General features: G+C 68.6%; 19 protein-coding genes and 4 pseudogenes. 8 read left to right on the top strand and 15 right to left on the bottom strand.

Features of this window, described 5'->3' with window-relative positions; translation table 11 throughout:
- The first annotated feature begins 32 nt into the window (after positions 1-32).
- Positions 33-849 (top strand): annotated as a pseudogene (locus ACHMXE_RS22575) (ferritin-like domain-containing protein).
- Between the two features lie 9 nt (positions 850-858).
- On the opposite strand, the gene ACHMXE_RS22570 reads toward ACHMXE_RS22575, so the two are convergent.
- The 8 genes from ACHMXE_RS22570 to phnD form a co-directional block, all read right to left on the bottom strand.
- Positions 859-1332 carry a MaoC family dehydratase gene (locus ACHMXE_RS22570; protein WP_093354609.1) on the bottom strand — a complete coding sequence of 158 codons (474 nt, stop codon included), beginning with the start codon at positions 1330-1332 and terminating at the stop codon, positions 859-861.
- Between the two features lie 70 nt (positions 1333-1402).
- Complete coding sequence (locus ACHMXE_RS22565; RefSeq protein ID WP_395351392.1) at positions 1403-2536, bottom strand: thiolase family protein; 1134 nt, start codon at positions 2534-2536, stop codon at positions 1403-1405.
- 90 nt (positions 2537-2626) lie between these two features.
- Positions 2627-3226 (bottom strand): TetR/AcrR family transcriptional regulator, encoded by a 600-nt coding sequence (locus ACHMXE_RS22560; protein ID WP_395351390.1) that lies wholly within the window; start codon positions 3224-3226, stop codon positions 2627-2629.
- A gap of 87 nt (positions 3227-3313) precedes the next feature.
- Entirely contained in the window at positions 3314-4309 is a 996-nt protein-coding gene (locus ACHMXE_RS22555; RefSeq protein ID WP_395352759.1) for a Bug family tripartite tricarboxylate transporter substrate binding protein, read from the bottom strand.
- A gap of 32 nt (positions 4310-4341) precedes the next feature.
- The gene (locus tag ACHMXE_RS22550) at positions 4342-5325 is read right to left on the bottom strand and encodes a Bug family tripartite tricarboxylate transporter substrate binding protein (RefSeq protein ID WP_395351388.1); all 984 of its coding nucleotides are present in this window, start codon (positions 5323-5325) and stop codon (positions 4342-4344) included.
- A 95-nt stretch (positions 5326-5420) separates the two neighbouring features.
- Positions 5421-6242 (bottom strand): phosphonate ABC transporter, permease protein PhnE, encoded by an 822-nt coding sequence (gene phnE / locus ACHMXE_RS22545; RefSeq protein ID WP_203201851.1) that lies wholly within the window; start codon positions 6240-6242, stop codon positions 5421-5423.
- Positions 6239-7069, bottom strand: coding sequence for a phosphonate ABC transporter ATP-binding protein (phnC, locus tag ACHMXE_RS22540; protein WP_395351386.1), 831 nt, complete (start codon positions 7067-7069; stop codon positions 6239-6241). The genes phnE and phnC overlap by 4 nt, the downstream gene beginning before the upstream one ends.
- Positions 7066-7929, bottom strand: coding sequence for a phosphonate ABC transporter substrate-binding protein (gene phnD, locus ACHMXE_RS22535; RefSeq protein WP_395351384.1), 864 nt, complete (start codon positions 7927-7929; stop codon positions 7066-7068). The genes phnC and phnD overlap by 4 nt, the downstream gene beginning before the upstream one ends.
- 226 nt (positions 7930-8155) lie before the next feature.
- Between phnD and ACHMXE_RS22530 the strand changes: the two genes are divergently transcribed.
- Positions 8156-9055, top strand: coding sequence for a LysR substrate-binding domain-containing protein (locus ACHMXE_RS22530; RefSeq protein WP_203201853.1), 900 nt, complete (start codon positions 8156-8158; stop codon positions 9053-9055).
- A gap of 9 nt (positions 9056-9064) precedes the next feature.
- Here ACHMXE_RS22530 and xerD read toward each other — a convergent pair whose 3' ends face one another.
- Both xerD and ACHMXE_RS22520 read right to left on the bottom strand, forming a co-directional pair.
- Positions 9065-9976 (bottom strand): site-specific tyrosine recombinase XerD, encoded by a 912-nt coding sequence (gene xerD, locus ACHMXE_RS22525; protein WP_395351381.1) that lies wholly within the window; start codon positions 9974-9976, stop codon positions 9065-9067.
- Between the two features lie 73 nt (positions 9977-10049).
- Complete coding sequence (locus ACHMXE_RS22520; protein WP_209543370.1) at positions 10050-11024, bottom strand: tripartite tricarboxylate transporter substrate binding protein BugE; 975 nt, start codon at positions 11022-11024, stop codon at positions 10050-10052.
- Between the two features lie 101 nt (positions 11025-11125).
- On the opposite strand from ACHMXE_RS22520, the gene ACHMXE_RS22515 reads away from it, so the two are divergent.
- Positions 11126-12043: an AEC family transporter gene (locus ACHMXE_RS22515; RefSeq protein WP_395351379.1), complete on the top strand. Its 918-nt coding sequence runs from the start codon at positions 11126-11128 to the stop codon at positions 12041-12043.
- Positions 12044-12356: 313 nt separating this feature from the next.
- Here the strand turns inward: ACHMXE_RS22515 and ACHMXE_RS22510 are convergent.
- The 3 genes and pseudogenes from ACHMXE_RS22510 to msuE all read right to left on the bottom strand — a co-directional run bounded on the left by ACHMXE_RS22510 (position 12357) and on the right by msuE (position 15089).
- Positions 12357-13383, bottom strand: a pseudogene (locus tag ACHMXE_RS22510) (methionine synthase).
- 90 nt (positions 13384-13473) lie between these two features.
- Positions 13474-14459: pseudogene (locus tag ACHMXE_RS22505) on the bottom strand (DUF1852 domain-containing protein).
- 48 nt (positions 14460-14507) lie between these two features.
- Positions 14508-15089 carry an FMN reductase gene (gene msuE / locus ACHMXE_RS22500; RefSeq protein ID WP_395352757.1) on the bottom strand — a complete coding sequence of 194 codons (582 nt, stop codon included), beginning with the start codon at positions 15087-15089 and terminating at the stop codon, positions 14508-14510.
- Positions 15090-15178: 89 nt separating this feature from the next.
- On the opposite strand from msuE, the pseudogene ACHMXE_RS22495 reads away from it, so the two are divergent.
- Positions 15179-16086 (top strand): annotated as a pseudogene (locus ACHMXE_RS22495) (LysR family transcriptional regulator).
- 42 nt (positions 16087-16128) lie between these two features.
- Here the strand turns inward: ACHMXE_RS22495 and queG are convergent.
- Positions 16129-17202 carry a tRNA epoxyqueuosine(34) reductase QueG gene (queG, locus tag ACHMXE_RS22490; RefSeq protein ID WP_395352755.1) on the bottom strand — a complete coding sequence of 358 codons (1074 nt, stop codon included), beginning with the start codon at positions 17200-17202 and terminating at the stop codon, positions 16129-16131.
- An 18-nt stretch (positions 17203-17220) separates the two neighbouring features.
- Between queG and tsaE the strand changes: the two genes are divergently transcribed.
- The 3 genes from tsaE (at position 17221) to ACHMXE_RS22475 (ending at position 19735) form a co-directional block, all read left to right on the top strand.
- Positions 17221-17676 carry a tRNA (adenosine(37)-N6)-threonylcarbamoyltransferase complex ATPase subunit type 1 TsaE gene (tsaE, locus tag ACHMXE_RS22485; RefSeq protein WP_395351377.1) on the top strand — a complete coding sequence of 152 codons (456 nt, stop codon included), beginning with the start codon at positions 17221-17223 and terminating at the stop codon, positions 17674-17676.
- Positions 17673-19271 carry an N-acetylmuramoyl-L-alanine amidase gene (locus tag ACHMXE_RS22480; RefSeq protein ID WP_395351375.1) on the top strand — a complete coding sequence of 533 codons (1599 nt, stop codon included), beginning with the start codon at positions 17673-17675 and terminating at the stop codon, positions 19269-19271. Before tsaE ends, ACHMXE_RS22480 begins: the two co-directional genes overlap by 4 nt.
- A 179-nt stretch (positions 19272-19450) precedes the next feature.
- The gene (locus tag ACHMXE_RS22475; RefSeq protein WP_203201862.1) at positions 19451-19735 is read left to right on the top strand and encodes a glycine zipper domain-containing protein; all 285 of its coding nucleotides are present in this window, start codon (positions 19451-19453) and stop codon (positions 19733-19735) included.
- An 82-nt stretch (positions 19736-19817) separates the two neighbouring features.
- Here ACHMXE_RS22475 and ACHMXE_RS22470 read toward each other — a convergent pair whose 3' ends face one another.
- Positions 19818-20480, bottom strand: coding sequence for a DedA family protein (locus tag ACHMXE_RS22470; protein ID WP_093354573.1), 663 nt, complete (start codon positions 20478-20480; stop codon positions 19818-19820).
- A gap of 95 nt (positions 20481-20575) precedes the next feature.
- Here ACHMXE_RS22470 and ACHMXE_RS22465 point away from each other — a divergent pair, with 95 nt between their 5' ends.
- Positions 20576-21790, top strand: a complete 1215-nt coding sequence (locus ACHMXE_RS22465; RefSeq protein WP_395351372.1) for a dienelactone hydrolase family protein — start codon at positions 20576-20578, stop codon at positions 21788-21790.
- The last annotated feature ends 1 nt before the right edge of the window (position 21791 follow it).

Raw genomic sequence — 21791 nt, 5'->3', positions numbered from 1 at the left:
GGGAAAGAGGGGTGAAACCTAGAATTGTAGGGATGCACCCCCGATTGAGCGCCCTGGCCGCGTTGCGCCTCACCGACCCCGAAGAGAAAGTGGCGGCAACCCGCGCGCTGGCAGCGCATATCGCTAGCGAAACCATAGCAGACGAACCCGTGCGCGTGCCCGGCGACGAGCTCGGCGTGCCGGGCCGCCCCGAGCGCCCGCTGCGCGTGTCGGCCATGGCGGTGGGCAAGCGCTCGCCGTTCAACACAGAGGGCCGCGCGGCGCTGGTCCATTCGATCTGCCACATCGAGTTCAACGCCATCAACCTCGCGCTCGACGCCGCCTGGCGCTACGACGGCATGCCCGCGCGCTACTACCAGGACTGGCTGCGCGTGGCCGACGAGGAGGCGCAGCACTTCACGCTGCTGCATGCGCACCTGCAAACCATGGGCTGGCGCTACGGCGACTTCACCGGCCACGACGGCCTGTGGAGCATGTGCGAGAAGACGCGCGACGACGTGCTCGCGCGCATGGCGCTGGTGCCGCGCACGCTCGAGGCGCGCGGGCTCGACGCCACGCCGCTGATCCAGGCCAAGCTCAAGCGCGTGAACACGCCCGATGCGCTGCGCGCGGTCGAGATCCTCGACATCATCCTGCGCGACGAGGTGGGCCACGTGGCGATCGGCAACCACTGGTATCGCTGGCTCTGCGAGCGCGCGGGGGATCGATGCGGAAAGGGCCTATCCGGCGCTCGTGGCGCGCTACGAGGCGCCGCGGCTCAAGCCGCCGTTCAACCTCGAGGCGCGCACGCGCGCGGGCTTCAGCGACGAGGAACTGAAGGCGCTGGGCGGCGGCAGCCCAGCCCCCTAGCGACCGAAGTCAATCCGGCTTCTTCATCACCACCAGCTTGGGCGAGAAGTGCTGCAGCACCTCGCCGCGCTGGTTGCGCGTCTCGCAGCGCACGCGGACCATCGCGCGGCCCGGCTTGGAACGCGAGGGCACGATCTCGACGATCTCGCTGACCACGTGCAGCACGTCGCCGGGCCGCGTGGGCTGCGGCCAGCGGATCTCGTCGCCGCCCGAGCCGATGATGCCGTCGGCCAGCGGGATGCCGCTGTCGACCAGGAGGCGCATGGTGACGGCCGCCGTGTGCCAGCCGCTCGCGGCCAGGCCGCCGAAGAAGGTGCGCTTGGCGGCCTCCTCGTCGGTGTGGAAGGGCTGCGGGTCGAACTGCAGCGCGAAGGCCTTGATCTTCTCGGCGTCGAGCGCGTATTCGCCGCTGGTGAAGCGGTCGCCCACGGCGAGGTCGTCGAGGTAGAGCTTGGCGCGGGGGGTGGCGGTGGTGTCGGTCATGGTGCGTTCCTCCTTCGCTGATGGCACGGCGGCATTGTCGCCACCGTGCCGCGTCGTGTCGCGCCGGCGCTCAGACGCGCTCGAGGATGGTCGCGATGCCCTGCCCGCCGCCGATGCACTGCGTGGCCAGCGCATAGCGGCCGTTCTCGCGCGCCAGCAACGAGGCCGCCTTGCCCGTGATGCGCGCGCCGGTCGCGCCCAGCGGATGGCCGATCGACAGGCCGCCGCCGTCGAGGTTGACCGTGGCCGGGTCGAGCCCGAGGTCGCGGATGCAGGCCAGCGCCTGCGAGGAGAAGGCCTCGTTGATCTCGACCACGTCGAGGTCGGCCACGCTCAGGCCCGCGCGTGCCAGCGCCTTGCGCGTCGCCGGGATCGGGCCGATGCCCATGATCGCCGGGTCGACACCCACGGTGGCGAAGGACCTGATGCGCGCCAGCGCCTTCAGGCCATGGCGCGCGGCGAAGCCATCGCTGGTCACCAGCACCGCGGCCGCGCCGTCGGTCAGCGGCGACGAGGTGCCGGCCGTCACCACGCCGTCGGGACGGAAGGCGGGCTTGAGGTTGGCCAGCGCCTCGGCCGAGGTGGTGGGACGGATGCAGCCGTCGGCCTCGACCAGGTCGCCCGAGGCCAGGCGCACCGGCACGATCTCGCCGGCCAGGCGGCCCTGCTCGCGCGCGGCCGCGGCCTTGCGGTGCGACTCCACCGCCAGCGCCTCCTGGTCGGCGCGGCTCACGTTCCAGCGCTGCGCCACGTTCTCGGCGGTCTCGCCCATCGAGATGTAGGCGTCGGTGTTCGCCAGCAGCTCCGGGCTCGGCGAGAAGTTGAAGCCGCCCTGCGGCACCATGCTCATCGACTCCACGCCCACGCAGAGGAAGGCCTCGCCCATGCCGGCCTCGATCTGCGCGGCGGCAATGTGCACCGCCTGCATCGACGAGCCGCAGAAGCGGTTGACGGTCATGCCGCCCACCTCGTGCGGCAGGCCGGCCAGCAGGCCGACGATGCGCGCGAGGTTGTTGCCCTGCGAGGCCTCGGGATAGGCGCAGCCCAGGACGATGTCCTCGAGCAACGCGGGATCGAGGTCGGTGCGCTGCAGCAGGCCCCGGACCACGCCGGCGGCCAGCGTGTCGGGACGCACCCCGGCCAGCGCGCCCTTCTTCGCGAAATGGAACGGCGAACGGGCATAGGCGGAAATGACGGCTTTCATGGTGTGCTCCTTAAAACTACCATCCAATCGGTAGGCTGACAGGTCAAAAAAGAGGCACGCGGGGCGTGCCTGCGGGTGAATGCAGGTGTGTCAGACGGGCAGCGAGCTCCTCAGCTGCGCGATCGCCTCGTCGAAATCCTCCACGCGGCCGGTCATGCGCGACGCGAGCAGCGCGCCCTGGCAGACCGCGAACACATAGGCCGCGAGCGCCGCGGCATCGGGGCCGCCGCCTTCCGCGGGGCGCGCGGGCAGCAGCGCACCGAACACGCCCGCGAGCCACCGCACCTGCAGCTCGCGCAACTCCTGCACCGTGCCGCGCAGCTCGTCGTGGATGCAGTCCCAGCCCGGCGTCAGCGCGCCCGCGGGACAGACGGCCGAGCCGGCGCGCAGGCCGTTGCGGCACATGCGGAAATAGGCGTCGAGCGCCTCGCGCGGCGCGCGGGCCTTGGCCTCGTCCCAGCGCCGGAAGCCCTGGATCGCCTCGCGCAGCACGGCCACGCCCAGCGCCTCCTTCGACGGGAAGTGGTGATAGAGGCTGGCCTTGCGCACGCCGACCGCGTCGGCCACGTCCTGGAAGCTGAAACCCAGGTACGAGCGCGTGGTGATGAGCTCGCGCGCCGCGCCCAGGATCTGGTCGCGCGTGCTGCCGGTGGCGAGTGCCGCTGAGGCCGCTGAGGAAACGCTGCTCATGATGTTGCCTACTATAAGGTAGGGGAAAAAGAAGGCCTATCGCGCGGGCGACATGCCCGCGTCGCCGCCGGGGTCCGCAGCGCGTTCTCAGTCCGCCTTGATGCCCGCCGCCTTCACGATCCTGCCATTGCTCTCGAACTCGCTGGCGATCTCCTTCGCGAAGTCGGCCGCGGGCCCGCCCGTGGGCACGTTGTCGGTGGCCGTGAGCTTGGCGCGCAGCTCGGGGCTGGCCAGCGCCTTGTTGATCTCGGCGTTGTAGCGCGAGAGCAGCGCGGGCGGCGTGGCGGCCGGCGCGAACACGCCGAACAGCGAGTTGATGTTGGCGGCCTTGTAGCCCAGCTCGCCCAGCGTGGGCACCTGCGGCAGGCTCTCGAGCCGCGCCGGCGCGCCCACCGCGAGCGGGCGCAGCTTGCCCGACTGGATGTGCGCGCCCAGCGTGGGGCTGGCGTTGGTCGAGAGGATCTCGAACTGCCCGCCCAGCGCATCGTTGAGCTGCTGGCCGCCGCCCTTGTAGGGCACGTGCGTGATGTCGACGTTGGCGGCCGAGCGCAGCTGCTCGAGCACGATGTGGCCGAGCGAGGCCGGCCCCGAGGTGGCCCAGCGCACCGCGCCCGGATGGGCCCTGGCGTCGTCGAGCAGCGCGCGGAAGTCCTTCGCCTTGCTCGCGGGCGTGGCGATCAGCAGCACCGGCGAATACATCACGCTGGCCACCGGCGCCACGTCCTTCAGCGGATCGAAGGGCAGCTTGCCCAGGTGCGGGCTCAGCACCAGCGGGCTGATGGCCGAGAAGCCCAGGGTCGCGCCATCGGGCGCGGCCTTGGCCACCGCGTCCATGCCGATCGCGCCGCTGGCGCCCGCGCGGTTCTCGACCACCACGGTGGTACCGAGCTGCGCCGCGAGCCGGTCGCCGAGCGCGCGCGCGACCACGTCGCTGACGCCGCCGGCCGGATAGGCCACGATCAGCCGCAGGGTCTTGGGCACGGCCGGGGTCTGGGCCGCCGCGGCGCCGCAGAGGAAGGCGCCGGCCGCGGCCAGCGAGGCGAGCACCGCGGTGCGGCGCGTCGACGGGAAGAAGGAATGCATCGAATTCGTCATGGCCCTCGAGTCTGCCTCCATCAGTCGAGCTGCAGCTTGCGCTCGCGGATCAGCTTCGACCATTTCTCGTTGTCGGCCTTCACGAAGGCCGCGAACTCCACCGGGCCCAGCGAATGGACCTCGGCGCCCGCCGCGGCGAACTTGGCGCGGATCGCCGGCTGCGCGACCGACCTGGCGAGTTCGCCCGACAGGCGGTCCACCACCTCCTTCGGCATGCCCGCCGGTCCCACCAGGCCCTGGAAGCCCACCGACTCCATGCCCGCGAGGCCCAGCTCCTTCACGGTCGGCACGTCGGGCAGTTGCGGATCGCGCTGCGGCCCGGTCACGGCCAGCGCCTTGAGCTTGCCACCCTTCACCTGCGGCAGCAGCACGCTGCCCGCGTCGATCAGGATCTGCGTCTGCCCGCCGATCAGGTCCTGCACCGCGGGCGCGCTGCCCTTGTAGGGCACGTGCGTCATGTCCAGGCCGGTGACCTGGTTCATCAGCTCGCCGTTGAGGTGCGTCGAGGTGCCGTTGCCGCCCGAGGCGAAGTTGACCTTGCCGGGCTGGCCCTTGGCCCAGGCCACGAACTCCTTGAGGTCCCGGGCCGGATGGTCGGGCCGCGTCACAGCGATGTAGCTGCCCTGGCTGATCTGGCCGATGTAGGTGAACTGCTTGATCGGGTCGTACGGCGGCTTGCTCTGCAGGTACGGCGCGATCGCGAACGGCCCGGTGTTGGCCAGCAGCAGCGTGTAGCCGTCGGCCGGCTGGCGCGTGAGCTCGGTGGCGGCGATCATGCCGCTGGCGCCGGGCTTGTAGTCGACCACCAGCTGCTGCTTGAGCGCCTCCTGCAGCGGCACCTGCACCGTGCGCGCCGCGAAGTCGATGCCGCCGCCGGGCGGATAGCCCACGATCAGGCGGATCGGCTTGGCCGACGGGTAGCCCTGGGCCAGGGCGGGGCCGGTGGTGGCGGCGGCGGTTGCGGCCAGCGCCAGGCCGGCCAGGAAGACGCGGTGGATCCTCATGTCGATGTCTCTCGTGTTCGAAAGCCGCCGATTCTGCGGCAAGCCGCGGCACGGCCTCGAAGCACGGGAGACGGGGAGCGCGAACCGCCGCCGCTTCAGGAACGCGCGCCCTGCTGGATCCAGGCGCGCAGCCGGGTCGAGAGGTAGTCGGCGGTCATCACCATGACCACGATGACCAGGATGCAGGTCGCCGTGTCCTGGTACTGGAACAGCTTCATGCTGCCCACCAGTTCGAAGCCGATGCCGCCCGCGCCCACCATGCCCAGCACCGTGGCCTGGCGCAAGTTGGTCTCGAAGCGGTAGACGATGACGCCGATCCATGCCGTCACGACCTGCGGGATCACGCCGAAGACGATGGTCTGGATCGGGCCCGCGCCGGTGGAGCGCAGCGCCTCGATCGGCCCCTGGTCGATCTCCTCGATCGACTCGGCGAAGAACTTGCCGAGCATGCCCGCGCCATGCAGCGCCAGCGCCAGCACGCCGGGAAAGGGCCCGAGCCCGACGGCCGCCACGAAGATCAGCGCGAGGATGATCTCGTTGATGCCGCGCGTGATGTTGAGCACCTGCCGCATCGCATGGAACACCGCCGCGTTCGGCGAGATGTTGCGCGCCGCGAAGAAGCACAGCGGCACCGCGAGCACCACCGCCAGCAGCGTGCCCCAGAGCGCGATCTGCACCGTCTCGATGGCGGGCTTCACCAGCTTGCCCATGAACTCCCAGTTGGGCGGCAGCATGCGGCCGAGGAAGTCGGCGATCCACGGCATGCCCTTGGCGAGCTCGCCGAAGCTCACCTGCGCGCCGATCGCGGCCCACCAGAGCACGCCGAGCCCGGCCGCCGCGGCGACCAGGTACTTCCACCAGCCGGGGTTGCCGCCGCTGCGGGCGATCAACAGGTTGTAGCGTCCGATCGCGATCATGGCTGCTCCAGGGCGAGTTGCTGGACCGGCGGCAGCGCCGGCGCGTGCGCGGCGGCCAGGGCCGCGTCTTCCTTCGGCTCCCCCGGGTCGGGCTCGAGGCCGCCCGGATAGATGCGCTGCAGCACCTCGTCGGTCAGTTCGTCGGGGCGGCCCTCGAACACCACGCGCCCGCCCGCCACGCCGATCACGCGCTGCGCGAACTCGCGCGCGTAGTCGACCTGGTGCAGGTTGCAGATCACGGTGATGCCGTCCTCGCGGCTGGCCTGCCGCAGGTAGTTCAGCACCTTGCGCGAGGTCTTCGGATCGAGGCTGGCCACCGGCTCGTCGGCCAGGATCACCTTGGGCCGCTGCGCCAGTGCCCGCGCGATGCCCACGCGCTGCTTCTGGCCACCCGAGAGCGTGTCGGTGCGCAGGTCCGCCTTGTGGTCGAGCTCGACACGGCGCAGGCACTCGCGCGCGATCGCGATGTCGCGCGCCGGAAAGACCTGGAACCACGAGGCCAGCGCCGGCATCGAGCCCAGCCGCCCGGTCAGCACGTTCTTCAGCACCGACAGGCGCGGCACCACGTTGTAGTGCTGGAAGATCATCGCCACGTCGCGGCGCACGCGGCGCAGTCCCGCGCGATCGCGCCGCACCGGCGCGCCGTCCACCCGTACCTCGCCCTGCGTGGGCTCGGCGAGCTGGTTGATGCAGCGCAGCAGGGTCGACTTGCCGGCGCCCGAGGCACCGAGGATGACGACGAACTCGCCCTTGCCGACCGCGAGGTCGACCTGGTGGAGCGCGGTGAAGTCGCCGTAGCGCTTGCAAAGGCCGCGAATCTCGATCATTTCATCTTCCCCAGATCGAGCTTCAGGATCCTGGCCGTGTCGCGGATCACGTTGTAGGCCGCGTCGTTGGTCGGATGGAAGCCGTTGAGCAGGCCCTGGTCGGACCAGGGGATGTCCTTCACCTGCAAGAAGGCCGCCTGCACGCGCTGCTTGAGATCGGCGCCGAGGTCCTTGCGCCAGACCGTGGGCGACTCGGGGATCGGATCGGAGCGCCAGACCTCGACCAGGTCCTCGCGCTTGACCAGCCCCTTCGCCACCGCGGCATCGAGGATGCGGTCGGCGATGGCGGCCGCGTCGACCTTGCGGTTCTGCACCGCGATCGCGCTCGAGTCGTGCGAGCCCGAGAAGATCACGCGGCCGAAGTCCTTGTCGGGATCGAAGCCGGCCTTCATCAGCCCGGCCTTGGGGAACAGGTGGCCCGAGGTGGAGCTGGGGTCGACGAAGGCGAAGGTGCGGCCCTTCAGGTCCTTCACGCTCTTGATGCCGCTGTCCTTGTGGGCCACCACCTGGCTGTAATAGAAGGTGCGGCCGGCCTTCTTGGTCTCGGCGACCGCGAAGGCCTCGATGTCGGCCACCGTGGCGCCCAGCACGTACGAGAACGGGCCGAGATAGGCCACGTCGAGCCGCTTCGAGCGCAGCGCCTCGATCACGCCGTTGTAGTCGGCCGCCACGAAGGGCTTGACCGGCATGCCGAGGCCCTGGGCCAGCATGTCCATCATGCGCTGGCTGTTGGCGATCATCGCGCGCGAATCCTCGGAAGGAATCAGCCCGACCGTGAGCGCCTGCTGCGCCCGCGCCGGTGGAAGGAAGGCCGCGCCCACGGCGGCGGCCGAGCCGAACAGCAAGCTTCTGCGTTTCATCATCTGTGTCTCCATTCTTCTGCGGTTCCGGTCCCTCGCGCCGCCGTCGTGGCGGCCCGAGGATTCGTGGCGCTCCGGTCGTCTTTTTTTCGTGCCGACCTGGAGCACCTGGCGGCGAGTACATCACCGGCCTATTCATCGATCCAATTCAAATTTTTTCGTCGATGTATTCAATGAACCTATAGTCGAGTTCATCGAGAATTCCGCCTTTTTCCGGAGCCGCCGCATGCGCCTGACCCAGCTTCGTTCCTTCTTCGCGGTGGCCCGCGAAGGCAGCTTCACGCGCGCCGCCGAGAGCCTGCACGTGAGCCAGCCCACCATCACGACGCAGGTGCGCTTTCTCGAGGAGGCCTACAAGGTGGAGCTGTTCCACCGCCGCGGCCGGCGCGTGCAGCTCACGGTGATGGGCGAGCAGCTGATGCAGCTCGCGCAGCAGATCTTCAGCCTCGAGGCCGACGCGGTGAACCTGCTGGGCGACGCGGGCGAGCTGCGCACCGGCCACCTGCGCGTGGCAGCCGTGGGGCCCTACCACGTGACGAAGATGCTGGTCGACTTCAACCAGCGCTATCCCGGCATCAAGGTGACGGTCAGCACCGGCAACTCGCAGGACGTGCTGAACCAGCTGCTCGACTACAGCGCCGACGTGGGCGTGCTCGCGCAGATGGTGCGCGACGAGCGCTTCCTCGCGGTGCCCTTCATGAAGCAGCCGGTGGTGATCTTCGTGCCCTCCTCGCACCGCTTCGCGCGCCGCCGCGCGATCCGGCTGGCCGAGCTCGAGGGCGAGCGGCTGATCATGCGCGAGCAGGGCTCGACCACGCGCAAGGCGCTCGAGCTCGCGCTCGACAAGGCGCGCATCCGCACCGATGTGGTGATGGAGATCGGCAGCCGCGAGGTGATCCGCGAAGCCGTGCTGCAGGGCCTGGGCATCGCCGCGGTGTCGGAGGTCGAGTACGTGCCCGCGCCCGACCTGCATCGCGTGGCGATCAGCGACACCGAGATCTTCACCTCGGCCCATGCGCTGTGCCTGGCCGAGCGGCGCGACATGCGCATGGTCAGCGCCTTCTTCGACACGCTCTCGCCCGCGCTCTCGGCCGCGCCAGAGGGCCGGCGCCGCAGGAGCCACTGAGCGGCGGACTCAGCCGCGCGGATGGTGCTGCGCGTGCAGCTGCTTGAGCCGCTCGCGCGCCACGTGGGTGTAGATGGTGGTGGTCGAGATGTCGGCGTGGCCCAGCAGCATCTGCACCGCGCGCAGGTCGACGCCGTGGTTCAGCAGGTGGGTCGCGAAGGCGTGGCGCAGCGTGTGCGGCGACAACGGCACGTGGATGCCGGCCGCGGCCGCCTGCTTCTTCACGATGACCCAGAACATCACGCGCGTCATGCCCGCGCCGCGCGCGGTCACGAACAGGTCGGGCGTCTGCTGGCCGTCGAGGATCACGGGGCGCGATTCCTCGATGTAGCGCTCGATCCAGCGCCGCGCCTCGCCACCGAAGGGCACCAGCCGCTCCTTGCTGCCCTTGCCGAGCACGCGCAGCACGCCGTCGTTGAGGCTGATGTCGATCACCTTGAGCGACACCAGCTCGCTCACGCGCAGCCCGCTCGCATACATCAGCTCGAGCATCGCGCGGTCGCGCAGGCCCAGCGGCGTGTCGACGTCGGGCGCGCCGAGCAGGTCGTCGACCTGCTTCTCCGACAGCAGCTTGATCGCGCGCGGCATCTGGCGCGCCGGCATCAGCCGCAGGCTCGGGTCGGCCACGATGCGGCGCTCGCGCAGCGCCCAGCGGTAGTAGCGCTTGAACACCGTGAGCCGCCGGTTGGCCGAGGTGGCCTTGCCCTTGGCCGACAGCCGCACGCCCATGTAGGCCTGCAGGTCCGACTCCTGCGCGGCGCCGAGCGTCATGCCGCCGCGCTGCTGGTCGAGCCAGTGCGCGAACAGCGCGAGGTCGCGCCGGTAGGCGGCGAGCGTGTTCTTCGACAGGCCGTCCTCGAGCCAGAGGGCGTCGATGAACTCGTCAATGTCGGGGGTGGGTGCGGCGGCGGCCTCGGTCATGGATGGGCAAGATAGCAAAAAAAAGGCCGCTCCCCCGCGACGGGGAACGGCCCTTCCTGCGGATGGCGCGGAATCAGTCGAGCTTGAGCTTCTGCTTGGCCACGACTTCCTTGTAGACCTCGTACTCGGCCTTGATCTGGGCCGAGAACTGCTCGGGCGTGTTGGCCACGATCAGCGAGCCGGTGTCCTCGATGCGCTTCTTCACCGCCGGGTCTTCCACCGCCTTCTTCACGCCGGCGCTGATCTTGTCGACCACTTCCTTCGGCAGGCCCTTCGGGCCGAGGATGCCGTAGTAGGCCATGCGGTTCACCGGCTCGAGACCGACTTCCTTGAAGGTCGGCACGTTCGGCAGCGCGGCCAGGCGCTGCGGCGCCGACACCACGATCGGGATCAGGCGGCCGCTCTGGATGAAGGGCATGGCCGAGGGGATGTTGTCGAACATGATCGGCACCTGGCCGGCCACCACGTCGTTGAGCGCAGGGCCCGCGCCGCGGTAGGGGATGTGCGTGACGAAGGTGTTGGTGAGGCTCTTGTAGAGCTCCATCAGCAGGTGGCCGATGCCGCCCGTGCCCGACGAGGCGTACGAGTACTTGCCGGGGTTCTTCTTCAGCTCGGCCACGAACTCGGCGTAGTTCTTCGCCGGGAAGCTCGGGTTGACCGCGATGATGTTCGGCGTGGCCGCGATGTTGATGATCGGCGTGAAGTCGTTGATCGGGTCGTACGGCGTCTTCGGGTTGATGGCCGGGTTGGCCGCGGTGCTCGACACCGTGGCCACGCCGAGCTTGTAGCCGTCGGGCGCCGAGCGCGCCGTCTCGGCCGCGCCCACGATGCCGCCGCCGCCGGCGCGGTTGATCACCACCACCGGCTGGCCCAGCACCTTGCCCAGCGGATCGGCCACCACGCGCGCCACGATGTCCGTCGTGCCACCCGGGGCAAAGGGAACGCTCAGTTCGACCGGCTTGTTGGGATAGCCCTGGGCGAAGGCCGGGCCCGCGACCGCGACCAGCGCGGCGGCACCGACGAAGGCACTCCATTGACGACGTTGCATCGATTACTCCTTGAACGATGGGGACGAAATTGCGAAAGCAGCGATGCTAGCGGCTCGCCGCCGTGGCCCGGGCTGTGGAATACCCATGGTTTGAGCGGTTTATGCTCGGCGCGGTGAACTACGCGCAGCTGCTTTTCCCCGACTTCTCCCTGATCGCCATCGGCTGGCTCCTGTGCCGCTACACCGCGCTGGACCGCAAGGTCTGGGACCAGGTCGAGAGCCTCGTCTACTACTTTCTTTTTCCGACGCTGCTGTTCCATTCGATCGTGCGCAGCCCGCTCGATTTTGGTGCGACCTCGAGCCTGCTGATGGCGGGCGTGGGCGTGAGCCTGTGCGGCGTGGCGCTGGCCTATGCGCTGCCCTGGGTGCCCGGCATCGGCTCGCACCTCGATCGGCGCGACCATGCGGCGAGCGTGCAGGTCGCGTTCCGCTTCAACTCCTTCATCTGCCTCGCGATGGCCGAGCGGCTCGCGGGACCCGAAGGCCTGCTGCTGATCGCGGTGCTGATCGGGGTGTGCGTGCCGATGATGAACATCGCGGCGGTGTGGCCGATGACGCGGCATGCGCAGACGGGGTTCGCGCGGCAGTTGGTGCGCAATCCGCTGATCGTGGCGACGGTGGCGGGGTTGCTGGCGAATGTGCTGGGGTTCACGGTGCCTGGCTGGCTCACGCCGACCTTGTCGCGGATCGGGGCGGCTTCGTTGGCGCTCGGGTTGCTGGCGGCGGGGGCGGGGATGCAGTTCGCCACGTTGGGGCGGGGGAAGGTGCTGGCTGTCTCGGTGCTGTCGATTCGGCACTTCGTGTTGCCGCTGGTGGCCTGGGGGCTGGCGCGGTGGTTGCGGCTGGATGCGGCGCAGGCTTCGGTGTTGATGGCTTTTTCTGCGGTTCCTACGGCTTCGAGTGCTTATGTGTTGGCGCAGAGGATGGGGTACAACGGGGCGTTTGTGGCGGGGTTGGTGACCATGTCTACGGTGTTGGGGGTGGTCAGCTTGCCGTTTGCTTTGGCTCTGCCTCGTTGATCTTTTTGGTCGATCTTCGACTGTTTGCTTTGGTTGCGCCGTTGGCCGGGTCTCGCCCCGGCGGGCCAGTCACTTTCTCTTGTCTCGCCAAGAGAAAGTAACCAAAGAGAAGGCGACCCCGCTGCCTGTGTCCCTCCGCTTCGCTACGGGCAACCTGCGGTGCTCGGAGAAGCGGGGGTCCGCAGAACTCGCTTCGCTCAAACAGCTGCGGCCCTGATCCCGCTTTCTCCTGCGCTCCTCGGCACAGCCAGAGGGGATGAGGGTCAACGCGCCATGGCGCGTCCTTGTGCGGGTTTCGTTGTGTTTGGTGTTGTTACGTCGTGGCCAGGCGCTCCTTGGCCAGCTGGGTGCCTTCCGCTAGGGCTTTGAGCTTGCGCCATGCCACGTCCCTGCCCATCGGGGCCAGGCCGCAATTCGTGCACGGGAACAGGCGCTCCTTCGGGACGAACTCCAGGGCCCTGCCGATGGTGTCGGCCACTTCCTCGGGGGTCTCGATCGCTTCGCTGGCCACATCGATCACGCCGACCATGACGTCCTTGCCGGCCAAGAGGCTCATCAGGTCGGGCGGCACGTGGGAGTGGATGCACTCCAGGCTCACCTGGTCGATTCGGCTCTTGGCGAGCGCGGGGAACACCAGCTCGTACTGGCGCCATTCTTCGCCCAGGGTGCTCTTCCAATCGGTGTTGGCCTTGATGCCATAGCCGTAGCAGATGTGCACGGCGGTCGTGCAGGTCAGGCCCTGCGCCGCGCGCTCGAGCGCCTGCACGCCCCAGTCGGCGGCATCCTTCATGTAGACATTGAAGGCGGGCTCGTCGAACTGGATGATGTCGACGCCATCGGCCTGCAGCGCCAGGGCTTCCTGGTTGAGCAACTCGGCGAAAGCGAAGGCCATCTTGACCTTGTCGCCATAGAAGCGGTCGGCCACGGTGTCGACGATGGTCATCGGGCCCGGCAGGGGTGAACTTGAGCTTCTTCTTCGTGTGCGCACGCGCCAGTTGCGCTTCGAAGGCATGCACGCGGCCCTTCAGGCGCAGGGCCGAGACCACCTGCGGCACCATCGCGTCGTAGCGGTTGTCGCGGATGCCCATCTTCACCTTGTGCTCGAAGTCGATGCCCTCGACCTGCTCGAGGAAGCCGTGCACGAAGTGCTGGCGCGACTGCTCGCCGTCGCACACGATGTCCAGGCCCGCGTCCTCCTGGGCCTTGATCCACAGCAGGGTCGCGTCGGCCTTGGCCTGGCGCAGCGCATCGCCCTCGGCCGCCCATTGAGGCCACAGCTTGTCGGTTTCGGCCAGCCAGGCTGGCTTCGGCAGGCTGCCGGCGATGGAGGTTTCGAACATCTGGATTTTCCTTTTCAAGCGAAGACGGGATGGCGAGCGTACTGCGGGGCCTGTCAGGCCGCGCAGCTGTTTGATGGCGTGGGGATGGGGTCAGGCAACGCAGTCGGCAACCCACCGCGCGAGCACGTTCCCGTAGGGCTTGATGAAGTGCTCCTCCGCGAACTTCCCCTGCCTGACCGCCAGCTGGCTGCGTTCCTCCCGGTCGTAGACGATCTGCGTCAACGAGTAGTCCTGGTTCTTCAGGCTCGGGCTGTAGATCTTTCCGGCCGAGGAATTGGCGTTGTAGATCTCGGGGCGATAGATCTTCTGGAAGCTTTCCATCGTGCTGATGGTGCCGATCAGCTCGAGGCTCGTGTAGTCGCCCAGCAGGTCGCCATGGAAATAGAAGGCCAGGGGCGCCACGCCATTGGGCGGCATGAAGAAACGAACCTGCATCCCCATCTTGGCGAAGTACCGATCGGTCGAGGACAGCTCGTTCTGCTGGTACTCGGCACCCAGCACCGGATGCTGGTTCCCGGTGCGGCTATAGGTCTTGCTGGTCGAGGCGCTGATGCAGATGACGGGCGGCTTGCCGAAACGCTCCTTGTAGATGCGCGAGCCGGCGAACTGCTGGAACAGCTTGCCGTGCAGATCGCCGAAATCCTCGGGCGTGCCGAACTCCGCCCGGTCGGCGTTGTATGCGGGAAGCAGCACGCTGAAGTCGTAGTCGCGCACGTAGGAAGAGAAGTTGTTCCCCGCGATGCCGTCGATGCGCTGGTTCGTCGTCCTGTCGAGGATGCAGGTCTTCAGTATCTCGATCAGCGGGGAACATGGCGTTGCCGCTCTCGGCATCCAGGCTCATCTCCACCGAGATGATCTCGAGCTCGACGGCGTAGCGATCGCCGGTCGGGTTGTCCCAGTGCGCCAGGTCGTTGAAGCGGTTGTCGATCATCCTCAAGGTGTTGCGCAGGTTCTGCTGCCGGCTCGCTCCCGCGCGCCAGGTTGGCGAAGTTGGTGGTGATGCGCGTGCTGTCCGATGGCTGGTAGTTCTCATCGAAACGGATGCTCTTGAGGGTGAAGGTGGGTTCTTGGTTCATTGGAATCCGGTGATCTGATTTTTTCGAGAGGGAAGACGAGTTCCTGCTTCAGGCCAGCGCCGCTTCCTCGGCCGCGGAGGGCGAGGCGTGGCGCAGCCATTCGATCAATGGCAATGCCCGCTGGACCGCCAGCCTCGACCGCTCGATGAGGGCCTGGTTCCGCAGGCGGTGGTCGACGAAATCGTTGTCGGTCGCGTAGACACCCAGCGGCAAGGTGCGCGCCTGGAAGAAGCTGAACAGCGGTCGCAGCTGGTGGTCGATCACCAGCGCATGGCGCTCGCTGCCACCGGTGGCGGCCAACAGCACGGGCTTGTCGATCAGGGCGTCCTGGCCGATGAAGTCGAAGAAGTGCTTGAACAGTCCCGTGTATGCGCCGCGATAGACCGGCGTTGCGACGACCAGCACGTCGGCTCCTTCGATCGCCGCCAGTTCCCGCTCCACCGTGTCGGGCAGTAGGGAGCGCCGGAGCGCACCGCCGAACTGCGGTGCGAGAGGACCGAGTTCGATCAGGCGCTGTTCGCAAGGGACCGCGTCGGCGATCAGGTCGAGCAGGTGTTCCGCCAGCGCGGCGGACTTCGATGGGCGTTGCAGCCCGCCGGAAACGGCGACGAGACGGAGTGGACGTGTCATTTCTTCTTTCATCTGGGGGGATGCTAGCCAGGGGAATCGATGACGTAAAATGGTTTTATTTCAACAATCCATGAGCAGGAGTCATGTGAATGCTTGAACGCCTCCACCTCAGCATCGTCCGGCAGGTCGAACAGCAAGGCTCGCTGACGGCCGCCGCGGGCGTGCTGAACCTGACCCAGTCGGCGCTGAGCCACAGCATGAAGAAGCTGGAGCAGCAGCTGGGCACCGACATCTGGCTGCGCGAAGGCCGAAGCCTGCGCCTGACGCAGGCCGGCCAGTACCTGCTGGCGGTGGCGAACCGCGTGCTGCCGCAACTGGACTTGGCCGAGGAGCGCCTGGGCCAGTTCGCGCAGGGCGAGCGCGGCGCGCTGCGCATCGGCATGGAATGCCACCCTTGCTACCAGTGGCTGCTCAAGGTGGTGTCACCCTACCTGGCCGCCTGGCCCGACGTGGACGTGGACGTGAAGCAGAAATTCCAGTTCGGCGGAATCGGCGCGCTGTTCGGCTACGAGATCGACCTGCTGGTCACGCCTGACCCGCTCTACAAGCCGGGCCTGAAGTTCGAGCCCGTGTTCGACTACGAGCAGGTGCTGGTCGTGGCCAAGGGTCATGCGCTGGCTTCGGCGCCCTACGTGAAGCCCCGGCAGCTGACCGGGGAGGTGCTCATCAGCTATCCCGTGGACGTCGAGCGCCTGGACATCTACAACCACTTCCTGTTGCCGGCCGGCGTCACGCCCAAGCGCCACAAGGCGATCGAAACCACCGACATCATGTTGCAGATGGTGGCCAGCGGCCGCGGCGTGGCCGCGCTGCCGCGCTGGCTGGTCGAGGAGTACGCGCAGAAGATGGACGTGGTGCCGGTGCGGCTCGGCCCGCGCGGCATCGCCAAGCAGATCTTCCTCGGGCACGCGAGGCGGACACCGCCATCGACTACGTGCGCGCCTTCATCGAACTGGCCCGCCAGCCCGCCATCGCCGTGGCGCGCGAAGCCGGCTGACGGACACCGAGGTCGAACGCGGCCGGCCAATCCCCAAAAAAACTATTCGGAAGCGACCGCCCCCAAGGCCCACTCGACGTGCTCCCGAACCAGGGCACTGGACCCGTCCTTGCGCGAAACCAGGGCCTCGCGAGCCCCCTCCTCGCCAGCCCTCAGCGCATTCCCCAGCGCCACCGCGATGTTCCGCAGCCATCGCTCATGCCCGATCCGCCGGATCGGACTGCCCTCGGTCCGGCGCAGGAACTCCTCCTCGGTCCAGGCGAACAGCTCGGCCAGGCCGCGCCCCGTCAACCCTTCCCTCGCATCGAAGTCCGGCAACGAACTCTTCTTGGCGAACTTGTTCCACGGACAGATCAGCTGGCAGTCATCGCAGCCATAGATCCGGTTGCCCATCGACGTGCGCAGCTCGACCGGGATCGCCCCGCCATGCTCGATCGTGAGGTAGGAGATGCACCGCCGCGCATCGAGCCGCCGCGGCGCCACGATCGCCTGCGTCGGGCACACGTCGATGCAGGCGCTGCAGCTGCCGCAGTGCGAGCTCACCGGCTCGCTCTCGGGCAGCACCATGTCGACGTAGATCTCGCCGAGAAAGAACATCGAGCCCGCGTTGCGATCGAGCACCAGCGTGTGCTTGCCGCGCCAGCCCTGCCCGCTGCGCGAGGCCAGCTCGGCCTCGAGCACCGGCGCCGAATCGGTGAAGGCGCGGTGCCCGAAAGGCCCGACCTCCTGCGCGATGCGCTCGGCCAGTTTCGCGAGCCGGTTGCGCAGCACCTTGTGGTAGTCGCGGCCGCGCGCATAGACGGAGACGATGGCCTCGCCGGGTCGGCGCAGGCGTTCGAACTCGATCGCCTGCCAGTCGGGATCGGTGTCGCGCGGCAGGTAGTCCATGCGCGCGGTGATCACGCTCACGGTGCCGGGCACCAGCTCGGCGGGCCGCGCGCGCCGCGTGCCGTGCGCGGCCATGTATTCCATCTCGCCATGGAACCCATGGGCCAGCCATTGCATCAGACCGTCCTCGGCGCTCGACAGATCGACGCCCGCGATTCCGATTTGGGAGAATCCGAGTTCCCGGGCCAAGGCCTGAATACGCACAACGAGTGGATGGCTGCTGACGATCACTTGCCGATTGTAGAAATGCGCTGGCGCGACGAGGCCGACACCGAGGCCTTCGCTCGCTCGCTCGCGGCCTCCCCCGCCCTGCGCGATGCCTTCGTCGAACTGCACGGCGACCTCGGGGCCGGCAAGACCACCTTCGTGCGGCACCTGCTGCGCGCGCTCGGGATCACGGGGCGCATCAAGAGCCCGACCTATGCGGTGGTCGAGCCGCACGAGGCGCCCGACGGCCTCGCGATCTTCCACTTCGACTTCTACCGCTTCAGCGATCCGCGCGAATGGGAGGACGCGGGCTTCCGCGACATCTTCGCGGGCCCGGGCCTCAAGCTGGCGGAATGGCCCGAAAACGCGGCGGGGCGCACTCCAATTGCGGACCTAGCTATTAAAATCGAAGCAATGACCGACGACACACGCAGCGTGAAACTCCTGGCGAACACACCTCGCGGCGGCGACCTGCTGTCCCACGCCGCCGCATGAAGGCGGGCGGCCTCAAGCGGCGCGTGCTGCTGCAGGGCGGCAGCCTCGCGCTGGTGCTCGGCGTCCATCAGATCGCGCGCGGCGCCAGCATCCTCGCGGTGCGCGTCTGGCCCGCGGCCGACTACACGCGCGTGACCATCGAGTCCGACGTGCGCCTGCATTCGCAGCAGCTCGTGGTCGGCAACCCGCCGCGGCTCGCGGTCGACATCGAGGGCATCGACCTCAGCAGCGAACTGCGCGAGCTGGTCGGCAAGATCAAGCCCGGCGACCCTTACATCAACGGCCTGCGCGTGGGACAGAACGCACCGAAGGTGGTGCGCATCGTGTTCGACCTCAAGCAGACCGTGGCGCCGCAGGTGTTCTCGCTCGCGCCCATCGCCGCCTACAAGCACCGGCTGGTGCTCGACCTCTATCCCGAGAAGGCCATCGACCCGATGGAGGCGCTGATCACCGAGCGCCTGCGCGACGCCCCGCGCACCAGCGGCAGCAACGACACCTCGGTGGCCAGCGCGCCCGCGGTGCCGCCGCCCGCGACGCCGCCCTCGGGCCTGGCACCCGACGGCGGCCCGCCGATCCTCGTGCGGCCCTCGCCCAACGTGCCCGCACCGCGGCCCGTGCCCGGCGCGGTCGCGCCGGCACCGGCGCCGCGCCCACCCGTCGTGGCGACCGCGCCGCCTCCCGTGCAGGACCCGCTGGGCGATCTCATGGCGCAGCAGTCGATGCGGCCCGGCCCCGCGACGCCGCCGCCCGCGGTCGCCGACAACCGCCCGCTGCCGATGCCGCCGAGCCCGCCTGCGGCCGCGCCCCGGCCCGTGGCCCCGCCGCCGCCGGTGGCGGTCGCGCGCGGCGGTGCCACCACCAACCGCACCGACCGCATCATCATCGTCGCGCTCGACCCCGGCCATGGCGGCGAGGACCCCGGCGCCATCGGTCCGGCCGGCACGCGCGAAAAGGACATCGTGATGCAGGTCGCGTTCCGCCTGCGCGACCGCATCAACGCCAGCAGCATCAACGGCAACCCGATGCGCGCCTTCCTCACGCGCGATGCCGACTTCTTCGTGCCGCTGGGCGTGCGCGTGCAGAAGGCGCGGCGCGTGCAGGCCGACCTGTTCGTGAGCATCCACGCCGACGCCTTCACCACGCCGGCCGCGCGCGGCGCCAGCGTGTTCGCGCTGAGCCAGAGCGGCGCCTCGAGCAGCGCCGCGCGCTGGCTCGCCAACAAGGAGAACGACGCCGACAAGGTCGGCGGCGTGAACGTCGGCAACCACGAGGCGCAGGTGCAGCGCGCGCTGCTCGACATGAGCACCACCGCGCAGATCAACGACAGCCTCAAGCTCGGCGGCGCGATGCTCGGCGAGATCAAGGGCATCGGCGCGCGGCTGCACAAGGGCCAGGTCGAGCAGGCCGGCTTCGCGGTGCTGAAGGCACCCGACATCCCGAGCGTGCTGGTCGAGACCGCCTTCATCAGCAACCCCGAGGAAGAAGCCAACCTGCGCCGCGTGCAGTACCAGGAAGACCTGGCCGACGCGCTGATGCGCGGCATCCAGCGCTATTTCGCGCAGAACCCGCCGCTGGCGCGCAGCCGGCAGCTCTGAGCCGGCCCGCGGGCCGGTTTTCAGAGGGCGGCGTGGGCAGCGCCGACCCCGCGCAGGCTCCCCTTCCCACGCCGCGGCCCGGCGCCCCGCACAGGCAGGCGCGGCGGGCTCCTACATGGGGTGGAACACCGTTCTGCAGAAGATCACTCCATCGATTTTTAAACAGAAAGGTGGACATCATGAAAGCACGCATCTGGATTGCCGCTGCGGCGGCCACCTCGGTGATGGCACTGGCGGGCTGCGCGTCGGGCCCGAACCAGAACCTGGGCACGGGTGTCGGCGCGGTCGGCGGCGCGCTGGTCGGCAATGCGATCGGCGGCAACACCGCCAGCACCGTGGGTGGTGCCGCCATCGGCGGCATCATCGGCAACCAGGTCGGCCGCAACGCCGACGAACGCAACTACTACAACCAGCAGCGCTATCCGCAGGGCAACTACTACCCGCGCAACGGCCCGACCTACTGACCACCCGGGTGCCAGGCACCCGTGCTGCACCAACGAAAAGAGCGCCCCGCGGGGCGCTCTTTCTTCGTGGGCGGACGCGGCTTCAGGCGCCCTGCTGCGCACGCGCCTTCTCGGCCCGCGCCGCGCGCCAGGCGCCGAAGATCGCGAGCAGGCCCGGCACGAAGATCAGTGCCCAGATGATCTTGTCGAGGTGCTGGCGCACCAGCGGCAGGTTGCCGAAGAAGTAGCCCGCGGTCGCGATGCCGAGCACCCACAGCAGCGCGCCGCCGACGTTGAACATGCTGAACTTGGCGCGGCTCATCTCGGCCACGCCGGCCACGAAGGGCGCGAAGGTGCGGATGAAGGGCATGAAGCGCGCGAGCACGATGGTGATGCCGCCGTAGCGTTCGTAGAAGGCATGGGCCTGGTCGAAGGCCTTGCGGTTGAAGAAGCGCGAACTCTCCCACTGGAACACCTTGGGCCCGAAGTAGCGGCCGATGCTGTAGTTGCACTGGTCGCCGAGGATCGCCGCGATCACCAGCAAGGTGCAGGCGATCGGAAAGCTCATCAGCCCCACGCCGCACAGCGCGCCCACGATGAACAGCAGCGAATCGCCAGGCAGGAAGGGCATCACCACCACCCCGGTCTCGACGAACACGATCAGGAACAGGAGCGCGTAGACCCAGGGACCGTAGGCGATGACGAAGGCCTCGAGGTGCTTGTCGACATGCAGGATGAAGTCGACGAGAAAGCTGATGATTTCCATGGGGGCGGATTATCCTTGCAGCGTCCGCCCCTCGATCGAAGACCCCAGGCCGCGAACGCGCCTGCAGAACACCCATCCCCACCTTGGAGACACCCATGACAGGTCAATACATCCAGCTCGCCGCCAAAGACGGCAGCGGCAGCTTCCGCGGCTACCTCGCCGTGCCGGCCGCGGGCCACGGGCCCGGCCTGGTGATCGCGCAGGAGATCTTCGGCGTGAACAAGACCATGCGCGACGTGGCCGACTACTACGCCGAGGAAGGCTACGTGGCGCTGGTGCCCGACCTGTTCTGGCGCCAGCAGCCCGACGTGGAACTGGGCTACAGCGAGGCCGACTGGCAGCAGGCCTTCAAGTTCTACGGCGGCTTCGACGAGGCCAAGGGCATGGAGGACATCCAGGCCGCGCTCGACGTGCTGCGCGACCGGCCCGAGGTGGTCGAGCGCCGGGCCGGCGTGCTGGGCTTCTGCCTCGGCGGCAAGCTGGCCTACCTCGCGGCCTGCCGCACCGATGCCGACGTGTCGGTGGGCTACTACGGCGTGGGCATCGACGCGGCGCTCGAGGAAGCGAAGAACATCAAGAAACCGCTGCTGCTGCACGTGGCCGAGCTCGACAAGTTCTGCCCGCCCGAGGCGCGCGAGCGCATCGTGCAGGCGCTCCGGGGCCATCCGAAGGTGGCGCTGCACGTCTATCCGGGCGTCGACCACGCCTTCGCGCGCGCGGGCGGCGACCACTTCCACAAGCCCTCGGCGCTGATGGCGCACGAGCGCAGCATCGCCGCGCTCAAGGGCGCGATCGGCCCGCACTACGACCTCTCGGCGCTGTGGGACAAGCACTGCGAGTACGAGTTCGGCACGCGCAACGTCGACGACACCATGTCGACCATGGTGGCCGAGCCCTACGTCAACCACATCCCGACCATGACCGGCGGCGTGGGCTACAAGAACCTGCACGCCTTCTATACCCACCACTTCGTCAACAGCAATCCGCCCGACACCGCGCTGACCTCGATCTCGCGCACCGTCGGCGCGACGCAGGTGGTCGACGAGCTGCTGTTCACCTTCACCCACACCACCGAGATCCCGTGGATGCTGCCGGGCGTGGCGCCCACGGGCCGGCGCGTCGAGGTGCCGCTGCTCGCGGTCATCAAGTTCCGCGGCGACAAGCTCTACCACGAGCACATCTACTGGGACCAGGCCAGCGTGCTGGTGCAGGTGGGCCTGCTCGATCCGAAGCTGCTGCCGGTGGCCGGCATCGAGACGGCACGCAAGCTGCTCGACGAGACCCTGCCGTCGAACACGCTGATGCCCTGAA

The sequence above is a fragment of the Variovorax sp. UC122_21 genome, from assembly GCF_044056785.1.
Taxonomy (GTDB): domain Bacteria; phylum Pseudomonadota; class Gammaproteobacteria; order Burkholderiales; family Burkholderiaceae_C; genus Variovorax.
The sequence above is the reverse complement of the archived record's forward strand: the minus strand, read 5'-3'. Positions and strand labels throughout refer to the sequence as shown.